Origin of the sequence: Parapedobacter koreensis, from assembly GCF_900109365.1 — a bacterium.
Classification (GTDB): Bacteria; Bacteroidota; Bacteroidia; order Sphingobacteriales; family Sphingobacteriaceae; genus Parapedobacter; species Parapedobacter koreensis.
The window spans coordinates 1-16,522 of the sequence record NZ_FNZR01000018.1 but is presented as its reverse complement, the minus strand read 5'-3'; the positions used below and the strand labels follow the sequence as shown (position 1 = coordinate 16,522).

Below are 16,522 nucleotides of genomic sequence, written 5' to 3'. Positions count from 1 at the left end.
AAAGGAGTTTTTCCACTATTTATCTTATCCGTAACGTCCCCCAACTTCTTCGTTGTCCACTCCCCCTCAAACCCCGGAAATCTCAAATTGGGAACATTCGCTAATTAATTTCCTTAAGGTTTTAAAATCCTATTTATGGTTCTTTGCGACTTTACGCAAAAACCTTAAATTTTAATTTTCATGAACGAACAGAAACAATTTTTAGAAGTAACCAGACTTTGGAAAGTAGACAAAAAACATTATGTGAAAAAATCTAGCTTTTCGGCTTACGCACTACTTATTGAAAACCATCTATTGCCCACCTTTGGCGAAAAGTGCGAAATTGGAGAATCGGAAGTACAAACTTTTGTCTTTCAAAAACTCCATACTGGCTTAAGCCATAAGACAGTAAAGGATATCTTAATAGTGCTGAAAATGATACTCAAATTTGGAGCAAAGAATAAATGGATGGAATACAGTCCGTTCGATATTCAATTCCCTACGGAACGCGAAAAACACAACATCGAGATATTGAACCGTGTGGATCAAAAAAAAATCATGCATTATGTCCAAGAACATTTTACATTCAGAAATCTCGGCGTGTACATCTGTTTGAGCGCTGGGGTGCGGATTGGAGAAGTATGTGCACTGACTTGGGAAGACATTGACACGGATAACGGGATAATCAATGTAAGAAGAACGATTCAACGAATCTACGTGGTAGAAGACGGGATACGGAAAACCGAACTCATCTTGGACACTCCAAAAACCAAGAATTCAATCCGCGAAATACCGATGAGTAAAGACTTGCTAAGAATGCTTAAGCCAATAAAGAGGATTGTAAATAAGTCGTTTTTTGTATTAACCAATGACTCCAAGCCAACCGAACCAAGGACTTACAGGAGTTACTATAAAAATTTGATGAGAGCGCTTGGGATGCCTGAGCTTAAATTTCATGGGCTGAGGCACAGCTTTGCAACCCGATGCATCGAAAGCAATTGTGACTATAAAACGGTCAGCGTACTGCTCGGACATTCAAATATCAGCACCACATTGAATCTTTATGTACATCCAAATTTGGAGCAGAAAAAGAAAGCCATTGAGCAGATGTTTAAAAGTTTAAGATAGATTACTGATGAATTAGGAGTAAATCAAAGCAAGAATTCATTATTTTGTTACATTTGATTATTGGTTAACAAAACCAACTCCTAATTCATCACATTTTGAGCAGACAGACTGAACAAATATTAGAAAAACAACTTATCGTCCAATTGCAAAAATTGGGTTACGATTATGTTTCTCTTATTGATGAGAAATCATTGCTTTCAAATTTGAAATCACAATTGGAGAAGCACAACCAAATGCGACTCAGTAATGGCGAGTTCGACAAGATATTGAACCTCCTAAACAAAGGCTCGGTATTCGAAAAAGCAAAGACGCTTCGTGAGAAACAGCATATCATTAGAGACAATGGGGATAATCTCTACTTTGAGTTTCTGAATGTGGAACATTGGTGCCGAAATGAGTATCAAGTGACAAACCAAATAAAACAAGAGGGAAAATATGACAACCGATATGACGTCACCCTGCTGATTAACGGACTGCCGCTGGTTCAGATTGAATTGAAACGCCGAGGTTTGGAAATGAAAGAGGCCTTTAATCAAATTAACCGTTATCAGAAACATAGTTTCGGAGCGGGGAAAGGCCTCTTCCACTTTGTACAGCTATTTATAATTAGTAACGGGGTAAACACTAAGTACTTTAGCAACTTTGGCTCACATCCACAGGAATTTCTTCAAACATTCCACTGGACCGACGAGCATAACAAACCGCTAAACAACATCCTAAATGGATTTACAGACACTTTTCTGGAGCCCTGCCACGTCAGCAAAATGATTTGTAAGTACATTGTGCTGAATGAAACTGATAAACGGTTAATGGTATTGAGACCTTATCAGTATTACGCGGTCGAAAAAATCATCAAAAAAGTCACCGAAAATGAAATCTTGAATGGATACAACATTGAAAAAAACGGGTACATATGGCACACGACGGGCAGCGGAAAAACATTGACCAGTTTTAAGGCAAGCCAAATTTTATCCAAAATTCCAGCCATCAAGAAAGTAGTTTTTGTGGTCGACAGAAAAGATTTGGATTACCAAACCAATCAGGAATATGAAAAGTTCAGCAAGGGTTCGGTCAGTGCAGCAGCGAATACGGACGAGCTGATCCGAAAATTCAATGATCCGAATGTAAAGATTATCATAACTACCATCCAGAAGCTCAACAACGCAATATCCGGCAGAAGTATCGCCAAAATGGCTCGTATGCAGCACCAACGAATGGTCTTTATTTTCGATGAATGCCATCGGTCGCAATTTGGTGATACACATAAGCACATTGTGAACTACTTCTCAAACATCCAACTATTCGGATTTACGGGTACGCCCATTTTAGCAGAGAATGCCAATGGTGAAAAAACTACGGCAAGCTTATTTGGTCAGTGCCTTCACAAATATGTAATCACGGATGCGATCAGGGATGAAAACGTATTGAAGTTCTCAGTCGAATATATTCAAACATTCAAGAAAAAGGAACACATCGTTGATTTGAAAGTGGAAGAAATCAATGAAGCGGAAGTGTTTGAGGCGCCCGAACGAAAAAATGCCATCGTAGATTATATCATTCAATACCATGATCAGAAAACACAAAACCGACAGTTTTGTGCAATGATGTGTGTACAGGATATTGATGCGGTAATCCGCTATTATGAGATTTTTAAAGCCAAGAAACTGAGGGGTGAACATGACTTGAATGTGGTAACTATTTTCAGCTTTGCTCAAAATGAGGACGAGATGGATGATCGTATGGCTTCGTACTTAAATATAGCTGCTGAGCATGACGAGGAGGGTGGCTATCGGCCACATCGGCGGGAGGTTTTGGATAGCTATGTCCATGATTTCAACATGCTCTTTGGGACAGCACATAGCACAAATGATAGCCAAAGCTTTTATAACTATTATAATGACATCGCCAAAAAAGCGAAGTACAATGAAATAGATATTCTTTTGGTAGCAAACATGTTTCTCACCGGTTTCGATAGTAAATATGTCAACACCCTGTATGTCGACAAAAACCTCCAGTACCACGGCTTAATACAAGCTTTTAGTCGTACCAATCGCATTTTCGATAAGAACAAAACGCAAGGCAATATCGTTTGCTTCCGAAATTTAAAAGAAAAAACCGACGAGGCTATTGCATTATTCAGCAACAAGGACGCCATTGACGAAATCATTGTTGAACCTTACGAGCACTACGTAGCGAAGTTTAATGAGGCAACCCAAAAATTACTAGAAATTGCCCCTCAAATCGATGCTGTTGACGACCTATATTCAGAGGATGATAAGCTCAAATTTATCCTGACATTCAGGACATTGATGCGATTGCACAAAAAAATGAGCCACTATACTGAATTTGCTTGGGACGATCTGGAAATGGAGGAACAGCTCTTTGCGGATTATACAAGCAAATATCTGGATATAAAAGACCGCATATCCACAAAAGATGGAAATGATAAAGCTTCCATTTTAAATGATATTGACTTTGAATTGGAGTTGATCAGGCGTGATACGATTAATGTAAGTTATATCCTTCAATTACTAATCATATTCAAATCGAAGCACAACCCAAAAGATCGAGAAAACATTGAAAAAGAAATATTTACATTACTCAATAACGAAGTTTCTTTAAGGAGTAAAAGGGAACTGATTGAGAAGTTTATCCAAGTAAACCTGCCTGAAATCAATGACACCGACGTTATCCCAGATGAGTTCGAGAAATTTTGGAACGAGGAGCAAGAACGAGCGTTTAAAGAGCTGGTGAAGGAAGAAAACTTATCCGAAGATAAGACAGAGAGGTTGGTGGAAAATTACCTGTTCGCTGAACGAGAACCATTACGGGATGAAATATTGGATTTGATTGAGGGAGAAAAACCTTCTATTTTGCAGCGTAAGAACACGGGAGATCGAATCCTAAATAAAATCTTAAATTTCATTGACACGTTTGTCAATGGCATTACGGGCGATCAGAATCAATAGGACTATAAAGAAAAGTAACCCACTTTGTGATTCTTTTTGCTATTTCCGCTTGCCATTCAATCACGTCACCGTTAGGCGTAAAACACAACACGCTGCAATGCTTATTCCCAAGTGTATTGGAATGAGGCTCATAATATTTCCCCTGTCGTGAATTGGAAGTTTCCCCTGGATATACCAATGCTACCTTCCGAGCCTTATAATACTCGTGGTAGACATATAATTGCCGCAGGTCATCAGGCGACGGATTATAACCCTGAATATGCTTCCATTTCGTATCAAGAATAAAACTCTCCTCCCCTCTTCTAATCCAGATATCGGGTTTCATGCTAGATGTATATCCAGAATCGGGCTTCCAAAACGGTTTAGTGGTCTGTGCCGTCACGATATAATTTCCCGTTAGGTGCTTACGCAACGATGCAAACAGGAATTGTTCCCACAGCAGATTCATGTCAAACATAAGGGCTAACACGTCATTTCGCCCCGCGCTTAAATCAGGATGATAATTTAACAGCAACAGACGGGCAATGGAAATCGCAGATTCGTAATTCCGAGTCTTGCGGGTGTATGTAATCCGCTCAAAAGTCGCATCATCTACTCGGATATCGGGCATGGGTGGGAAATGCAACAACAACACACCGATGCGGCTGTGTAAGTTGATATTGGTATTAATCTGTTTAAGCAGGCATATTGCTTTGTACAAAATAGCGTGGATCAGGTGCTGTATATCGTATACATAGTGTCTGGTATAAAATCGCTCTTGATGTACCAGGTTTTGTTGTAGGTGCTTGCTAAAGACCAAAGCACCTTTAAGAGCAGTACGATTGCCCTCGGTCTTTCGGTATTGCTTGACGAGCCCCTGATGAAGTAGTCCCTCCACCTCCCTAATGAATAATTCAAAGTACAGATCAAGAATATGATTGGATTGTAACGTGAGATCGGATTGACTGGTTGACCTAACCTGAAACGCCCCAACCACTTTGAGCATACCGATGAGCACCTTCCGCCATTTGGTTTCCATTGCTTCCGAAGGTTCTCTGGCACGGTCGGCCTTGGGCAACACCTCGATGACCGTCTGCCCCTCTTGAATAACACCGACGTACTCTTTAAATTTTACTCCATCGTGTACGAGGTTAAAGTAAGGCACACTATTACCATAATGACGTTGAAGGGACTCAAGCTGTTTCCTGCTTAATCGACCTTCACCTATCCTGAGCACTTCATGCTCATAAACCGTGATGACGTGTCTTTTTTTCAAGGGTCAAGAAATCTTGATGCCGTGAATGGCAATTTTGAAATCTTCTATCTGTTCAGGACTATATTGACGGATTTCATACACTTTGCGTTCAGCCAGCCCCTCGTAATCATCAAACACATCGGCAAAAAAATCTGCGTCGACACCAGCGTGTTTCTCCATCACAAATCCCTTTCCAAGTACCAATGCGATCTTACCATAATCGCCGAAAAAATATTCCTGCAATAGCGGAATCAAGCATCTGTAAAACACTTGCCGAAGGTCTTCCCAGCTGACAACTGAAAGGAAATAGCTATGGCCAATTTGGTGATCGCGGTCTACCAACTTTTCTACACGCCGGTTAATGGTTTCCAACAGTTTTGCTAAATCGAGGTCATACAGTTTGCCTCCGCTCTGGTTCAAAGCACCCGCCGAGGCTATAAGCGCTGGATCAGGCAGCATCTCAGTAAAACTGAAACGCCTCCTTAAGGCAGCGTCAAGCGCTTCCACGCTCCTATCGGCAGTATTCATGGTGCCGATAATGTGCAGGTTTGGTGGTACGCCAAAGGTCTCCTTGCTGTAAGGGAGCGTGACAGTCAGCGCTTCTTCCTTACCAAGACGCTTGCTCTCCTCGATTAACGTAATCAGTTCACCGAAAATCTGGGACACGTTGCCGCGGTTGATTTCGTCGATGATGAGGATATATGGGGTTGTTTTCTCCTTGACATGTTTCTTAACCAATCCCTGATCGAATGTGATTAGCTTTTCATCAATAGCGATCGGTTCTTCTTTTTTGGCGGTATGTCCATGCTCGCTCACCCATTTGTTTAAATATTTAATAACACTCCAATAAGCTGTAGCATTGGAACCGCCGATAACCGACCGAAACTCCTTATCGATATTATTAACTTTATTCAAATCTGGGAATGCGTCAAACAGTTTCTTAGACCGAGCATACGATACAGTATATTCTAATGCTCCTATAACCTGTGGCTTAATGATTAGATTTCCTTGATTGGTTATGGAGACAACACTTAGTTTCTTCTCAGTAAGCGTCTCCAAGTGCATCGGTTCGTTGGAATCGATATAGGATTGCGTTAATTCAATTAAGCTATTCCACGCATCGTCAAAAACAGACAACCTATCCAGTGGTGTCTTTTCCTCGCGTTTTTCTTTAAACCGATAGTATTCCGATATAGCACGCTTACAAAGCAACTTGAATATCCCATCTTTAACGTCGTACACGACTGATCTTCTTCCATCATCGTCTTCCTCGATATCGGGTTTGATCCCCTCTATAAAATCCTCATAGCTCATACTTTGATGGAATGTAGTAAAGACGATTTGACCGGTTTGTACCTTTTTATCGAATAGAGCTTTGACGGCAATACGGTCTTTGAAATTGAGAACCTTGACATCACTGTCATCGATAATTTTCAAAGCTTCATTAATGGAATTATAAGTTTTGCCAGTGCCCGGTGGACCGTAGAGAATTTGGTTGATGGTACGATACCTATATTTGGGCACATGATCAGGATCGCCTACTAACTGATCCTCGTTTAGTACTTCCACAGCATTTTGTATCGTTGTATTATTAGCTTTAGTATTTTGATGTTTTTCGATTCGATCTAAAGCTTTTTGTAAATTAGCTTCAAAATCTTCTTTGGTGAATCGTCTTGCGATAAATTCGGGATTTGATTGCTTTTCTTTCAGGATGTACTCATCAACCAGTGCGATGACGTCATATAGCTGTTTGTCGATATCTTGGAACATTGTTTGAATATCAACATAAGCGTCTTGCATCGGTTTGAGATGATAATTGTACATCTTGGCATTTGGGTTGAACGGTCGCCGAAAACCGAATTTCGACTCTAAGGGTTCCTTCAATTCCTTGATAAGATTCAATGCCGATGTATTTTGAGCATCATGAGGGCTGTTAGTTTGGTTAAACTCAAAATAATAAGATAGCTCCTCATTTTTTCTTGTATAACCGAAATGCAACATAATTAAATCTCCTGCAGAGCCGGGAAAATTAACAGAAATATACCAGAACGTAGTAGCAAAATAATTCGACTTGCTCGTACCGATAAAATAATCCGTTTCTGCTCCTTTGCTCGCCACTTGCCGTAGCGAAAACGTAAATTCTTCTTTATCATATTTTGATTTCAACCAATCAAAAACGGCTTTCTCGTATTCGTGGTATTCTAACATGGCTGTTTATAAAAAATTCTTGTCAGCTTGCCTACATTAGTCTCAACCCATTGGACGATATTAAATGACTACGTAACCCTTTTTCCAATCGAGATGGTTATGTACATTGACTGACTTTCGGTTTATTGGAACAATAATAGCAAAACTATTTCAACTTTTTATATCGCTGAGCAAGCCTTTGGAGCATTTCCACGCGCTGTAATCGAGTCAAGCGATGGGCACACCGGATTGCGATCTGACATATTCGTCTGCTATATAGAGCAATTTGATGGGTTTGCAAAATGTGCTGCTCTTGTGTAATGTATTCTGCACAATAAAATGTATTTTTACACTTAACAGCTAATAGCCCTATAATTCGCATGAAGAATAAGGATGAATTCATAACAGAATTGATTGACCGATTTCCGGCAATAGGTTTGTTGAACCAAATTCGGTAGAAATTAAAATTCAAAGTTTGGTCGGTTAAATGCCGATGTAAACATCTGAACTATTTTGTGAACTTAAAATATTTTAGCTATTTTTGTTAGCAATTAATAAGGATTAGATATAACGAAGTGGAAAATAAATTTTTAAGCCGCATAACTCTTTTAACTTAATCTGACCTGACCGAAAATGGCTGATGATAGATATACTTATCTGAAGGTTCCTGAAGAACACTATTATGAATTTTACAGTGAGGGTCCGAAGGGGGTCATCAAAAAAATTATACGGTATAGTCTAATCGAGGAGCGGCCATATAAAATTTATAATTTGGGTTTTGGTGACTGGGATGAAAAACATCAGGATGTTGATGATTTGGTAAACTCGAATAATGACGACCGCCAGAAAGTCTTAGGAACAGTAGCAGATACAGTAATTGATTTTTTAAACAATCATCCACACGCTGCAGTCTTCGCCAAAGGTAGCACAGCCGCACGTACACGGCTATACCAGATGAATATTTTGGCCTATTGGGAAGAAATAACAGAAGCCTTCTATCTCGTGCAAGGCTATCTGAACGAAGATTGGCAACCTTTTGAGAAAGGCATAAATTTTGAAGCTTTTATCATAAGAAAGAAATTTTGATTAACTTTGTTAGTAATGAACGGTGTAGAAATGGAAAATCACAGAAATAAAAAAAAGGGCCAAGAGAAGAAAAATATCCACCAAACTGGTTCTGTTGCTCAATACTCCAATTCAACGTTCTTCAAAAAGAAGGATGAGGAAGCCAAAAAGTTCCTCAAGCAACACCCCGTACCAGACAAGTTTTGGCAATAGTTTCAACCCTGACAATTTTCCCACGCACCGAGCGCTCCGGTGTTATTGTAAGCATTCCGAACCGGTATGTGACCATTTAAAACAACTATGAAAACAACTTTCGGCCTGATCCTATTCGTCCTTTTGGGAGTTTTGACCAGTCATGGACAAACAGACACTACAAGTGTACCTTTCGTATCATATTGGTGCGTTGGCGATTCATATGACTTTCGGGTTACCAAAATTCAAAGACAGGAGAAAGCAGGGCAACTAATCAAGAACGATTCAATTTCATATATCGCCAATTTTGAAGTAATCGATTCGACTGAGACGAGCTACAAAATCAGGTGGAACTACAAAACCAATTTGGGTGGGCTCAATATTCCGAACAACTTGATTGAAAAATTGTCTAAATATCAAATGACCGAAGTCATTTATGAAACCACCGAAGTCGGCGAATTTGTAGGCGTTGAAAATTGGCAAGAGATCGCGAAAATGATGAAAGCGCTTTTTTCCGACCTCATTGACTTGATGGTTGAGACTAAAAAAGCCGACAAGGCAACGCTTCAAAAGGCGGTAACACCATTTGAAAGTTTATTTGGCTCAAAGGAAGGTATTGAACAGCTGGCTCTTAAAGAGTTGCATTATTTACACTTTCCTTTTGGGATTGAGTATTCAACCACGGAAGTTATCGAGTATCAACAGGAACTTCCAAATATGTTCGGTGGAAACCCAATAAACGGGGATACTAAGATTTATATAGAAAGTGTGGATTTTGAAAATTCTTTTTGTGTGCTTATCGAAGAAATGCAATTAAATCCTGAGGACACAAGGAATATGCTGTATGATGTATTTAAACAAATGGACGTGACTGAACAACAATTGGATACCGCCATGAAAACAGCCAAAATCAACGTGACAGACAATAATAAATATGAATATTGGTATAACCCCGGCATTCCATACCGAATTGAAGCACAACGAGTGACTGACATTGATGTCGCTAATGAAAAAGGGAAAAGAATAGATATAACACGAATTGAAATAGTGGAATAGAAACCGCCTTACGACATGTCATTGTCTGGTCAAGTTATGAATAGCAAAAAAAGGCTGCGCAATCATTAAATCATGCCTATAATCGAATTGAAAACCGATATCGTTGCTCCAATAGACGTGTGCTTTGACTTGGCCAGAAGCATAGACTTCCACCAGTTATCTACCGGAAACACACGGGAGCGGGCTGTGGCAGGCATCACAACCGGACTCATTGGGCTTGGAGAAACCGTTACTTGGGAAGCTACGCACTTCGGCATAAGGCAACGACTTACGTCCGTCATCACGGCCTATGAACGGCCGTATCACTTCTGCGATGAAATGGTGAAAGGAGCATTTAGTTATATCCGCCATGATCATTTCTTTGAAGAAATAAATGGTGCGGCTGTAATGATTGACCGGTTTGATTTCGGCTCACCGCTGGGTATTTTGGGCAGGTTAACTAATAGGCTGGTGCTGACTGGCTACCTACGGAAATTCATCAGTCAGCGCAATGCGTTGATCAAACAATATGCAGAATCGGATAAATGGAAGGAGGTGCTATCAGCGTTGCCATGAACATCCTCTTCATATGCAGTAGAAACCAATGGCGCAGCCGAACCGCCGAAGACCTGTTTAAAAACCATCCGCTGCATCGGGTTCGCTCCGCAGGTACAGCCCCTTCCGCTCGGATAAAAGTTTCAGAAAAAACAATCCAATGGGCTGATCTAATCCTGGTGATGGAAAAACGCCATAAGCAACACTTACAGGAAAAATTCGGAAACTGGATTGAGGAAAAAGATATTCGGATACTTGACATCCCTGATGAATATGGCTATATGGATCCTGAACTGGTGGAGATATTGGAACGGCATTGGGAAGATATGGTGGAGCTTCGCAAAAAGTAATCATGTCATATTTGCCTCGGAAGCACGCAAAGATTAAGATTACTTCAAACGAAAATACAGGCCTTCCACGAGCTCAAGGTTTTCAGATATAATTTCTATGATTTACTAAAAAAATTATCAGTTAAAAATTTGTTTACTATCTTTGCTGTGATCATTAATGCAACCTTATGGCCGAAACCAAATTGAAATTTATCAAAGCAGCGACGGGCAGACGCTCGTAGAAGTCAAGTTTGTACAGGATACCATTTGGTTGAATCAAAAACAGATGGCAGAGTTGTTTGGAAAAGACACGAATACCATTGGTTTGCATCTCCGGAATATCTTTAAGGAAAAGGAATTAGAAGAAAAATCAACTACCGAGGATTTCTCGGTAGTTCAAATGGAAGGCAAACGTCAAATACGTAGAAATGTGAAATTCTATAATTTGGATGCCATCATTTCAGTAGGATATAGAGTAAATTCAAAACGAGGCCCTCAATTCCGCATTTGGGCCACGCACCGACTCAAGGAATATCTTGAGCAGGGTTATGCGATCAACGAAAAGCGGCTTGCCCAGAAACAACAGGAGGTCCAGTTAAACCTTCAATATAGATTTTAAAAAATGCCTGTAAATTCAAAAGTTATCCTTTGATGAACATTAGCTATCCCAAACAACTATGATTGAAGATAGATACCACATCGAGATTGACGACAAACATACCGTATATGAGTTTACTAGCATTGGTCCAAAGGGAGATGTTTGCAAAATTGTCAAGTACTCAGAAACCAACTTAAAAAACCTTTTCAACTTAGGTTTTGGCGACAAAAACCCAGAAACGAACGAAGTGGACGATTTGGTGGTAACTAATAATGGCGATAGTCAAAAGGTATTGGCAACGGTTGCCGCGACTGTTTACCATTTCACTGACCGTTATCCGGATGCCTCAATCATTGCAACGGGAAGCACAAAAGCCAGAACCCGCCTTTATCAAATGGGAATCTCTAACAATCTCGAAGCCATAGAAAAAGATTTTTTGGTATACGGTTTGAAGGCTAAGAAATGGGAGCCTTTCAATAAAAAAACAACATATGAAGCATTTCTTGTAAAACGAAAAAAATCGTAACTTTGTAAATATGAGTATGCTAAAGAACAGCAAAAAGAAGGAAAAGGCAGACTTCACCGTCAACAAAAGCTTAAACAAATACAGGAAAATGGATTTGTTCAAGGACAAGGTGGATAAGGCTAACCATATCCTGAAGACAGTGGGGCTACCCAAAGAGTGGTAATTCCGCATATCCCCCCCATGCAACTCCTTTGTAGGTTGTTATACTGATTTTATAAGCTCCGCTATTTCTTCAGCAATTTCCTCGACTGCAAAATTCGGAGTATTTCTAATTACTTTGTCAGCGATGGAGGGCGAATAATTAGAGGGCTTCCTTAGGGCGATCCGTTTTAGATTTGCAGTTTTGCAGAATGAAATATAAGCTCAAACACTTCATCTTTTGAGCTCAAAAACGGGAAAATTTGAGCTTATATCAAATGGCTTGGGCGATGATCAGGTGGTCAAAAGAGTCTCTATGGAAAAAAGAAAGTGCGGTAAGCTGCAACACATCTTCGAAGCCAATGGGTAACTACCATTACATGTAATCTTTGAAACCTTCCAAGGGCTCATCAAAATCATCATGTATCACAAACATGCCTTTAGCACTGCCAAATTTCGGAACAGGCTTATTGCCCTCCTTCAACGTGTTGGGTTTTGATCAGGTTTTCAGATATCCTCTTTTTTGTTGATTCGCTCCGTTTTCATTCTTTCTTCGACCGTTGGCGGATTCCCGAATCCGTCAAGCATTTCCCAAATCTGGTTAAAACGTTCCCGAATCCGAATTTTCCATGTTTTTGGCACGGTAGTTTTCCCGAGCGCTGGGTGGCAACGAATTTATTGGGGTATAACGGGGCAGGGATCCTCTGGATACTTATAAAAAAACAAAGCCATTCCGATATAAAATTGAGTAGCGATTGAAGGCAGGTGTTTTGCATTGACTATATTTGAACATTTCGGCAGAAGGATGCTATGATAATAAATCAAGACGTAGAAGACTATATCAACAAAAGTGTACTGTGCTGGTTGGCTACGGTTGACGAAGACAATGCACCTAATGTGTCACCGAAGGAAATGTTTGCTTACTATAACGGAACGACCGTACTGATTGCGAATATCGCATCTCCCGGTAGCGCAAGGAACATCAGACACAACCCAAGGGTGTGCGTGAGTTTTGTGGATGTGTTTGTACAGAAGGGATACAAGCTAAAAGGAACGGCGAGGATTGTTGATAATACCGACGCGTCGTATCCTGATAAGGTCAGGTTTCTTACCGATCTTTTCACAGATAAGTTTCCGATAAATGAAATCTTTGAGATAACGATATCCAAGGTGGAGCCGATCCGGGCACCGAGTTATCTGTTTTTCGCTGACACGACGGAAAGCGGGCAGATTGAAAGTGCAATGAGGAGATACCGTGTCGAATCGCTGAGACCCACCGACGGATGAAAACTAACATACCGAATGAATTGGAAAAAGAACGTATGGCAGAACGTATCCTCGTCTGGTTCCTTCAAATTGGGAATGCCGTGCACCAAAACAAATGCAGAATCTATATATTCGCAGTACGGAAATGGTTCGTTGTTTCATAACTGGTCATGGAAAAATTACAGCTTAATTTGAAGATATCAGCCGCCGGCATCGGACTGGTTCAATCGGTGCCTTCCCGCTTGGCGAGTGTAATAAGTGAAGCGTTGGATGAAGGACTAAAACGGGATATTGCCGAACTGTATGCCGGAAGCGGCCTGACGCCGGCCGTAGAAAACATTTCGATCGCGGTCACGTCGTTTGACAACGAATCGGGAAAAGGCAAATTCCGCATGACTTATGTCCTGCATCGCCAATTCAGCTGCTCGGATATACAGACCACGGAAAGTGACTACATCGATTGGGAATTTGCGATTGACAGTGAAAGACTACGCATTGATTGTACGTCTACCACACCCCTTGTCTGGTCAAGCTATGAATAGCAAAAAAGGCTACTGGCGTGTCCGTGACTAGACATTATCGGTAATTGTAATTTTCTTTTTATGCTTTTGCCCCCAATCGGCTAACGCACCAACAACGTCTTTTAGTGTTGCTGCGTATTCCGTAGCAAGGTATTCAACAACCACAGGTGTTTGGTCTGCTTGTACAACTCTTTTTAGCAAGCCGTTCAATTCCAATTGCTTTAATTCGTTTGAAAGCACTCTTGCCGAAATGCCGTTGATTCTTCTTTGCAATTCGTTAAAGCGTGTATACCCGCTAAATAACGCGATAATAATTCGCAATTTCCATTTACCGCCCAACACATACAAAGCGTCCTCCACTGCATTGATGTGTTTCGTGCATTGCACTTCTGAAAAGATGATTTTCTGGTCCATTTTACCTTGACAGTAACCTAAATATTAGTACTAACCTTTTGTTTACTACTAACTTTTTATTAGCAAATGTAATTAATTTTGTGCCACTAGAAAAGTAAAAAGATGGCTAAAAAAGTATTACATATTATTGCAAGCCCACAAGGTGAGGCTTCAATCAGTAAACAATTGGGGAACGCAATCATTGATAAAATTCAAGCGAAATACCCTAACAGCGTTGTGAAAGAAAGGGATTTGGCAAAAGAGGCTTTTCCGCATTTGGATGGTTTGCAGATAGGTTCGTGGTTTACGCCTGCGACAAATCACACACCTGAGCAGGCAACGGCTATAAAAATCTCGAAAGAAGCAATTGCTGAAATGCAAGAAGCCGACATTTATGTCATTGGTGCGCCATTCTACAATTTCGCGATCCCTTCTACACTGAAAGCGTACTTAGACCACATTGCAAGGCCGGGAATTACTTTCCGCTATACAGAAGACGGAACGCCCGAAGGCTTTTTGAAAAACAAGAAAGCATATATCGCCATCGCTTCAAGCGGCTTTTATTCCGAAGGCGAATTTCAGTCGTTTGATTTCGTTAGTCCGTATCTGAAATTTATGCTGGGATTTCTTGGTATTACAGACATTACTACATTTCGCGTAGAGGGACAGCGAATCAAAGGTATTCAGGAAACTGCTTTGCAAAAAGGGATTGAAAGTGTGGTGATTGATTAGTGTCTTACCAGTAAAGTCGATAGCGATCTCCTCGCATGCGCAATGGGAATTGCTGTCGAAAAATACAGCAATCTTGTACGAAGCTGGTGATTCTGAGAGTAACTCAGAAAACCATTGGTTTTTAGTTTACAATGAATAAATAAGCGTATTTTTAAGCCGTTTTAGTTGCCTTAAAGCGGCTCATACCAAGGAAAACCGATATGCAAACAATAAAGGAAAAGATACCCGAAGCGCATTCGCAATTGACAAAGCTGATTCGAAAAGTGAAGTTTCGTTTATTGCCGTTAATTGTATTGATGTTCGCTTTGGCCATGCTTGACCGCTCTAATGTCGGTTTTGTGAAGCATTATCTTGAGATAGATGCAGGAATCGGTGCTTCTGCGTATGCACTTGGTGCGGGCATATTCTTTATTGGATATGCCTTGTTTGAAGTCCCCAGCAATCTAATTTTGCATAAAGTTGGCGCACGGCTATGGCTAAGCCGCATTATGGTGACATGGGGACTGGTCTCCATTGCCATGATTTTTGTACATGACCAGACGAGCTTTTATATCTTGAGATTTTTACTGGGTGCGGCAGAAGCTGGTTTTTCGCCCGGGGTTATTCTCTTCTTAACTTATTGGTTTCCCAAAACATATAGGGGGCAAGCCTATGGCTGGTATTACCTCGGTGTGCCTATTGCATTGATGATGGGTGGGCCGTTTTCGGGCTGGTTGCTGGATTCAAGTGATACGTTCGGTTTTAGAAACTGGCAGTGGATGTTTATTGTGCAGGGAGCGCTGACTGTTTTGGTTGGAATCATCGCTTTTTTTGTTTTAGTCAGTAAACCTGATCACGCAAAATGGCTGACACAGCAGGAGAAACGATTATTAAACCAGGCGTTGGCAAAAGACCAGGCACTACAAGAGCGAACAGAAAATTCAACCAATCAACGGGTATTTACCGACTGGCGCGTGTGGCGTTTCGTGTTTATTTATTTCACCATTCAAATGAGTGTTTATGGTGTTTTGTTTTACTTACCAAGTAAATTGGCTGCATTACTAAATATGCATGTCGGCTTAACGGTTGGGTATTACAGTGCCATACCATGGATTTGTACCCTGCTTTTATTACCCATCATTACCCGGATTGCCGATAAAAAAGCCAACTGGAACAGCATGGCCATTTTAATGCTGTCATGTGCGGTTGCAGGCATTGGTCTTTCAACACAAATGACACAAATCTTTCCATTTATGCTCATGATTTCACTCGCAGTGGTCGGTTTTATTGTCGTACAACCTTTGTTTTGGAATTTACCTACCCAGTATTTAGCTGGTCGCGCGGCTGCTATGGGCACGGCTTTAATTGGATCTGTGGGTAATTTAGGTGGTTTTGTAGCGCCAAATTTAAAAAACTGGGCAGACCAAATGTGGAATAACGACATAGCAGGTTTAACTGTGCTGGCAACCGTTGGTTTTATGGGTGTGATCGCTCTAATTTTGCTGAAGCGCGAACATCAGACAGCAGGTAAACGGCTGAGCAAGGAGATTTTAAATGATGGATAACTGTGTGCATAAACCATGCATCTTCATAGTATTAGCCGTATATTTCCTCTATAAATTAAAAACACAAAACAAACCACTCTCTGTACTAAAGAGAGATATAAAAGAATTTCCTCTACGAGCTTAAAGACTCA

18 protein-coding genes are annotated in these 16,522 nt (G+C 40.6%); 14 read left to right on the top strand and 4 right to left on the bottom strand.

The genetic code is table 11. From position 1 onward, the window contains the following. Window positions 1–180: 180 nt before the first annotated feature. Both BMW65_RS23540 and BMW65_RS23535 read left to right on the top strand, forming a co-directional pair. Window positions 181–1,107, top strand: coding sequence for a tyrosine-type recombinase/integrase (locus BMW65_RS23540; protein WP_090609443.1), 927 nt, complete (start codon window positions 181–183; stop codon window positions 1,105–1,107). A 95-nt stretch (window positions 1,108–1,202) separates the two neighbouring features. Continuing rightward, window positions 1,203–4,076 carry a type I restriction endonuclease subunit R gene (locus tag BMW65_RS23535; protein WP_090609441.1) on the top strand — a complete coding sequence of 958 codons (2,874 nt, stop codon included), beginning with the start codon at window positions 1,203–1,205 and terminating at the stop codon, window positions 4,074–4,076. Here the strand turns inward: BMW65_RS23535 and BMW65_RS23530 are convergent. Next, window positions 4,054–5,331 (bottom strand): McrC family protein, encoded by a 1,278-nt coding sequence (locus tag BMW65_RS23530; RefSeq protein WP_090609440.1) that lies wholly within the window; start codon window positions 5,329–5,331, stop codon window positions 4,054–4,056. The genes BMW65_RS23535 and BMW65_RS23530 overlap by 23 nt on opposite strands. Window positions 5,332–5,334: 3 nt before the next feature. Beyond that, entirely contained in the window at window positions 5,335–7,518 is a 2,184-nt protein-coding gene (locus BMW65_RS23525) for an AAA family ATPase (RefSeq protein ID WP_090609438.1), read from the bottom strand. 612 nt (window positions 7,519–8,130) lie between these two features. Here BMW65_RS23525 and BMW65_RS23520 point away from each other — a divergent pair. The 8 genes from BMW65_RS23520 (at window position 8,131) to BMW65_RS24370 (ending at window position 11,960) form a co-directional block, all read left to right on the top strand. Beyond that, the gene (locus tag BMW65_RS23520; protein ID WP_090609436.1) at window positions 8,131–8,583 is read left to right on the top strand and encodes a DUF6934 family protein; all 453 of its coding nucleotides are present in this window, start codon (window positions 8,131–8,133) and stop codon (window positions 8,581–8,583) included. A 15-nt stretch (window positions 8,584–8,598) separates the two neighbouring features. Continuing rightward, a complete protein-coding gene (locus tag BMW65_RS24375; protein WP_177181292.1) occupies window positions 8,599–8,775 on the top strand; it encodes a hypothetical protein in 177 nt (58 codons plus the stop codon). 87 nt (window positions 8,776–8,862) lie between these two features. Next, entirely contained in the window at window positions 8,863–9,810 is a 948-nt protein-coding gene (locus BMW65_RS23515) for a hypothetical protein (RefSeq protein WP_090609434.1), read from the top strand. 72 nt (window positions 9,811–9,882) lie between these two features. Next, window positions 9,883–10,365, top strand: a complete 483-nt coding sequence (locus BMW65_RS23510; RefSeq protein ID WP_090609432.1) for an SRPBCC family protein — start codon at window positions 9,883–9,885, stop codon at window positions 10,363–10,365. Beyond that, complete coding sequence (locus BMW65_RS23505; protein ID WP_090609430.1) at window positions 10,362–10,694, top strand: low molecular weight protein tyrosine phosphatase family protein; 333 nt, start codon at window positions 10,362–10,364, stop codon at window positions 10,692–10,694. The genes BMW65_RS23510 and BMW65_RS23505 overlap by 4 nt, the downstream gene beginning before the upstream one ends. Window positions 10,695–10,959: 265 nt before the next feature. Continuing rightward, entirely contained in the window at window positions 10,960–11,292 is a 333-nt protein-coding gene (locus tag BMW65_RS23500; RefSeq protein ID WP_218145504.1) for a virulence RhuM family protein, read from the top strand. A gap of 58 nt (window positions 11,293–11,350) precedes the next feature. Then, window positions 11,351–11,797, top strand: coding sequence for a DUF6934 family protein (locus BMW65_RS23495; RefSeq protein WP_090609427.1), 447 nt, complete (start codon window positions 11,351–11,353; stop codon window positions 11,795–11,797). A gap of 10 nt (window positions 11,798–11,807) precedes the next feature. Beyond that, window positions 11,808–11,960, top strand: a complete 153-nt coding sequence (locus tag BMW65_RS24370; RefSeq protein WP_177181291.1) for a hypothetical protein — start codon at window positions 11,808–11,810, stop codon at window positions 11,958–11,960. Between the two features lie 351 nt (window positions 11,961–12,311). Here the strand turns inward: BMW65_RS24370 and BMW65_RS24900 are convergent, their stop codons facing one another. Further along, window positions 12,312–12,419 (bottom strand): DUF2281 domain-containing protein, encoded by a 108-nt coding sequence (locus BMW65_RS24900; RefSeq protein ID WP_143054008.1) that lies wholly within the window; start codon window positions 12,417–12,419, stop codon window positions 12,312–12,314. 326 nt (window positions 12,420–12,745) lie between these two features. On the opposite strand from BMW65_RS24900, the gene BMW65_RS23480 reads away from it, so the two are divergent. Together BMW65_RS23480 and BMW65_RS23475 are read left to right on the top strand one after the other, a co-directional pair. Beyond that, window positions 12,746–13,222, top strand: a complete 477-nt coding sequence (locus BMW65_RS23480; protein WP_090609424.1) for a pyridoxamine 5'-phosphate oxidase family protein — start codon at window positions 12,746–12,748, stop codon at window positions 13,220–13,222. A gap of 149 nt (window positions 13,223–13,371) precedes the next feature. After that, the gene (locus BMW65_RS23475; protein WP_090609423.1) at window positions 13,372–13,743 is read left to right on the top strand and encodes a hypothetical protein; all 372 of its coding nucleotides are present in this window, start codon (window positions 13,372–13,374) and stop codon (window positions 13,741–13,743) included. Window positions 13,744–13,770: 27 nt separating this feature from the next. Here BMW65_RS23475 and BMW65_RS23470 read toward each other — a convergent pair whose 3' ends face one another. Beyond that, window positions 13,771–14,136, bottom strand: coding sequence for a winged helix-turn-helix transcriptional regulator (locus BMW65_RS23470; RefSeq protein WP_090609421.1), 366 nt, complete (start codon window positions 14,134–14,136; stop codon window positions 13,771–13,773). A gap of 102 nt (window positions 14,137–14,238) precedes the next feature. Between BMW65_RS23470 and BMW65_RS23465 the strand changes: the two genes are divergently transcribed. Further along, entirely contained in the window at window positions 14,239–14,847 is a 609-nt protein-coding gene (locus BMW65_RS23465) for an FMN-dependent NADH-azoreductase (protein WP_090609419.1), read from the top strand. Window positions 14,848–15,047: 200 nt separating this feature from the next. Next, window positions 15,048–16,391, top strand: a complete 1,344-nt coding sequence (locus BMW65_RS23460) for an MFS transporter (protein ID WP_090609418.1) — start codon at window positions 15,048–15,050, stop codon at window positions 16,389–16,391. The last annotated feature ends 131 nt before the right edge of the window (window positions 16,392–16,522 follow it).

Bases quoted from the DNA above. Each gene is read 5' to 3' on its own strand.
- BMW65_RS23465 (WP_090609419.1), top strand. From the start codon at position 14,239: ATGGCTAAAAAAGTATTACATATTATTGCAAGCCCACAAGGTGAGGCT.
- BMW65_RS23505 (WP_090609430.1), top strand. From the start codon at position 10,362: ATGAACATCCTCTTCATATGCAGTAGAAACCAATGGCGCAGCCGAACC.
- BMW65_RS23540 (WP_090609443.1), top strand. From the start codon at position 181: ATGAACGAACAGAAACAATTTTTAGAAGTAACCAGACTTTGGAAAGTA.
- BMW65_RS23460 (WP_090609418.1), top strand. From the start codon at position 15,048: ATGCAAACAATAAAGGAAAAGATACCCGAAGCGCATTCGCAATTGACA.
- BMW65_RS23470 (WP_090609421.1), bottom strand. From the start codon at position 14,136: ATGGACCAGAAAATCATCTTTTCAGAAGTGCAATGCACGAAACACATC.
- BMW65_RS24370 (WP_177181291.1), top strand. From the start codon at position 11,808: ATGAGTATGCTAAAGAACAGCAAAAAGAAGGAAAAGGCAGACTTCACC.
- BMW65_RS23500 (WP_218145504.1), top strand. From the start codon at position 10,960: ATGGCAGAGTTGTTTGGAAAAGACACGAATACCATTGGTTTGCATCTC.
- BMW65_RS23475 (WP_090609423.1), top strand. From the start codon at position 13,372: ATGGAAAAATTACAGCTTAATTTGAAGATATCAGCCGCCGGCATCGGA.
- BMW65_RS23495 (WP_090609427.1), top strand. From the start codon at position 11,351: ATGATTGAAGATAGATACCACATCGAGATTGACGACAAACATACCGTA.
- BMW65_RS23510 (WP_090609432.1), top strand. From the start codon at position 9,883: ATGCCTATAATCGAATTGAAAACCGATATCGTTGCTCCAATAGACGTG.
- BMW65_RS24375 (WP_177181292.1), top strand. From the start codon at position 8,599: ATGAACGGTGTAGAAATGGAAAATCACAGAAATAAAAAAAAGGGCCAA.
- BMW65_RS23480 (WP_090609424.1), top strand. From the start codon at position 12,746: ATGATAATAAATCAAGACGTAGAAGACTATATCAACAAAAGTGTACTG.
- BMW65_RS23515 (WP_090609434.1), top strand. From the start codon at position 8,863: ATGAAAACAACTTTCGGCCTGATCCTATTCGTCCTTTTGGGAGTTTTG.
- BMW65_RS23525 (WP_090609438.1), bottom strand. From the start codon at position 7,518: ATGTTAGAATACCACGAATACGAGAAAGCCGTTTTTGATTGGTTGAAA.
- BMW65_RS23520 (WP_090609436.1), top strand. From the start codon at position 8,131: ATGGCTGATGATAGATATACTTATCTGAAGGTTCCTGAAGAACACTAT.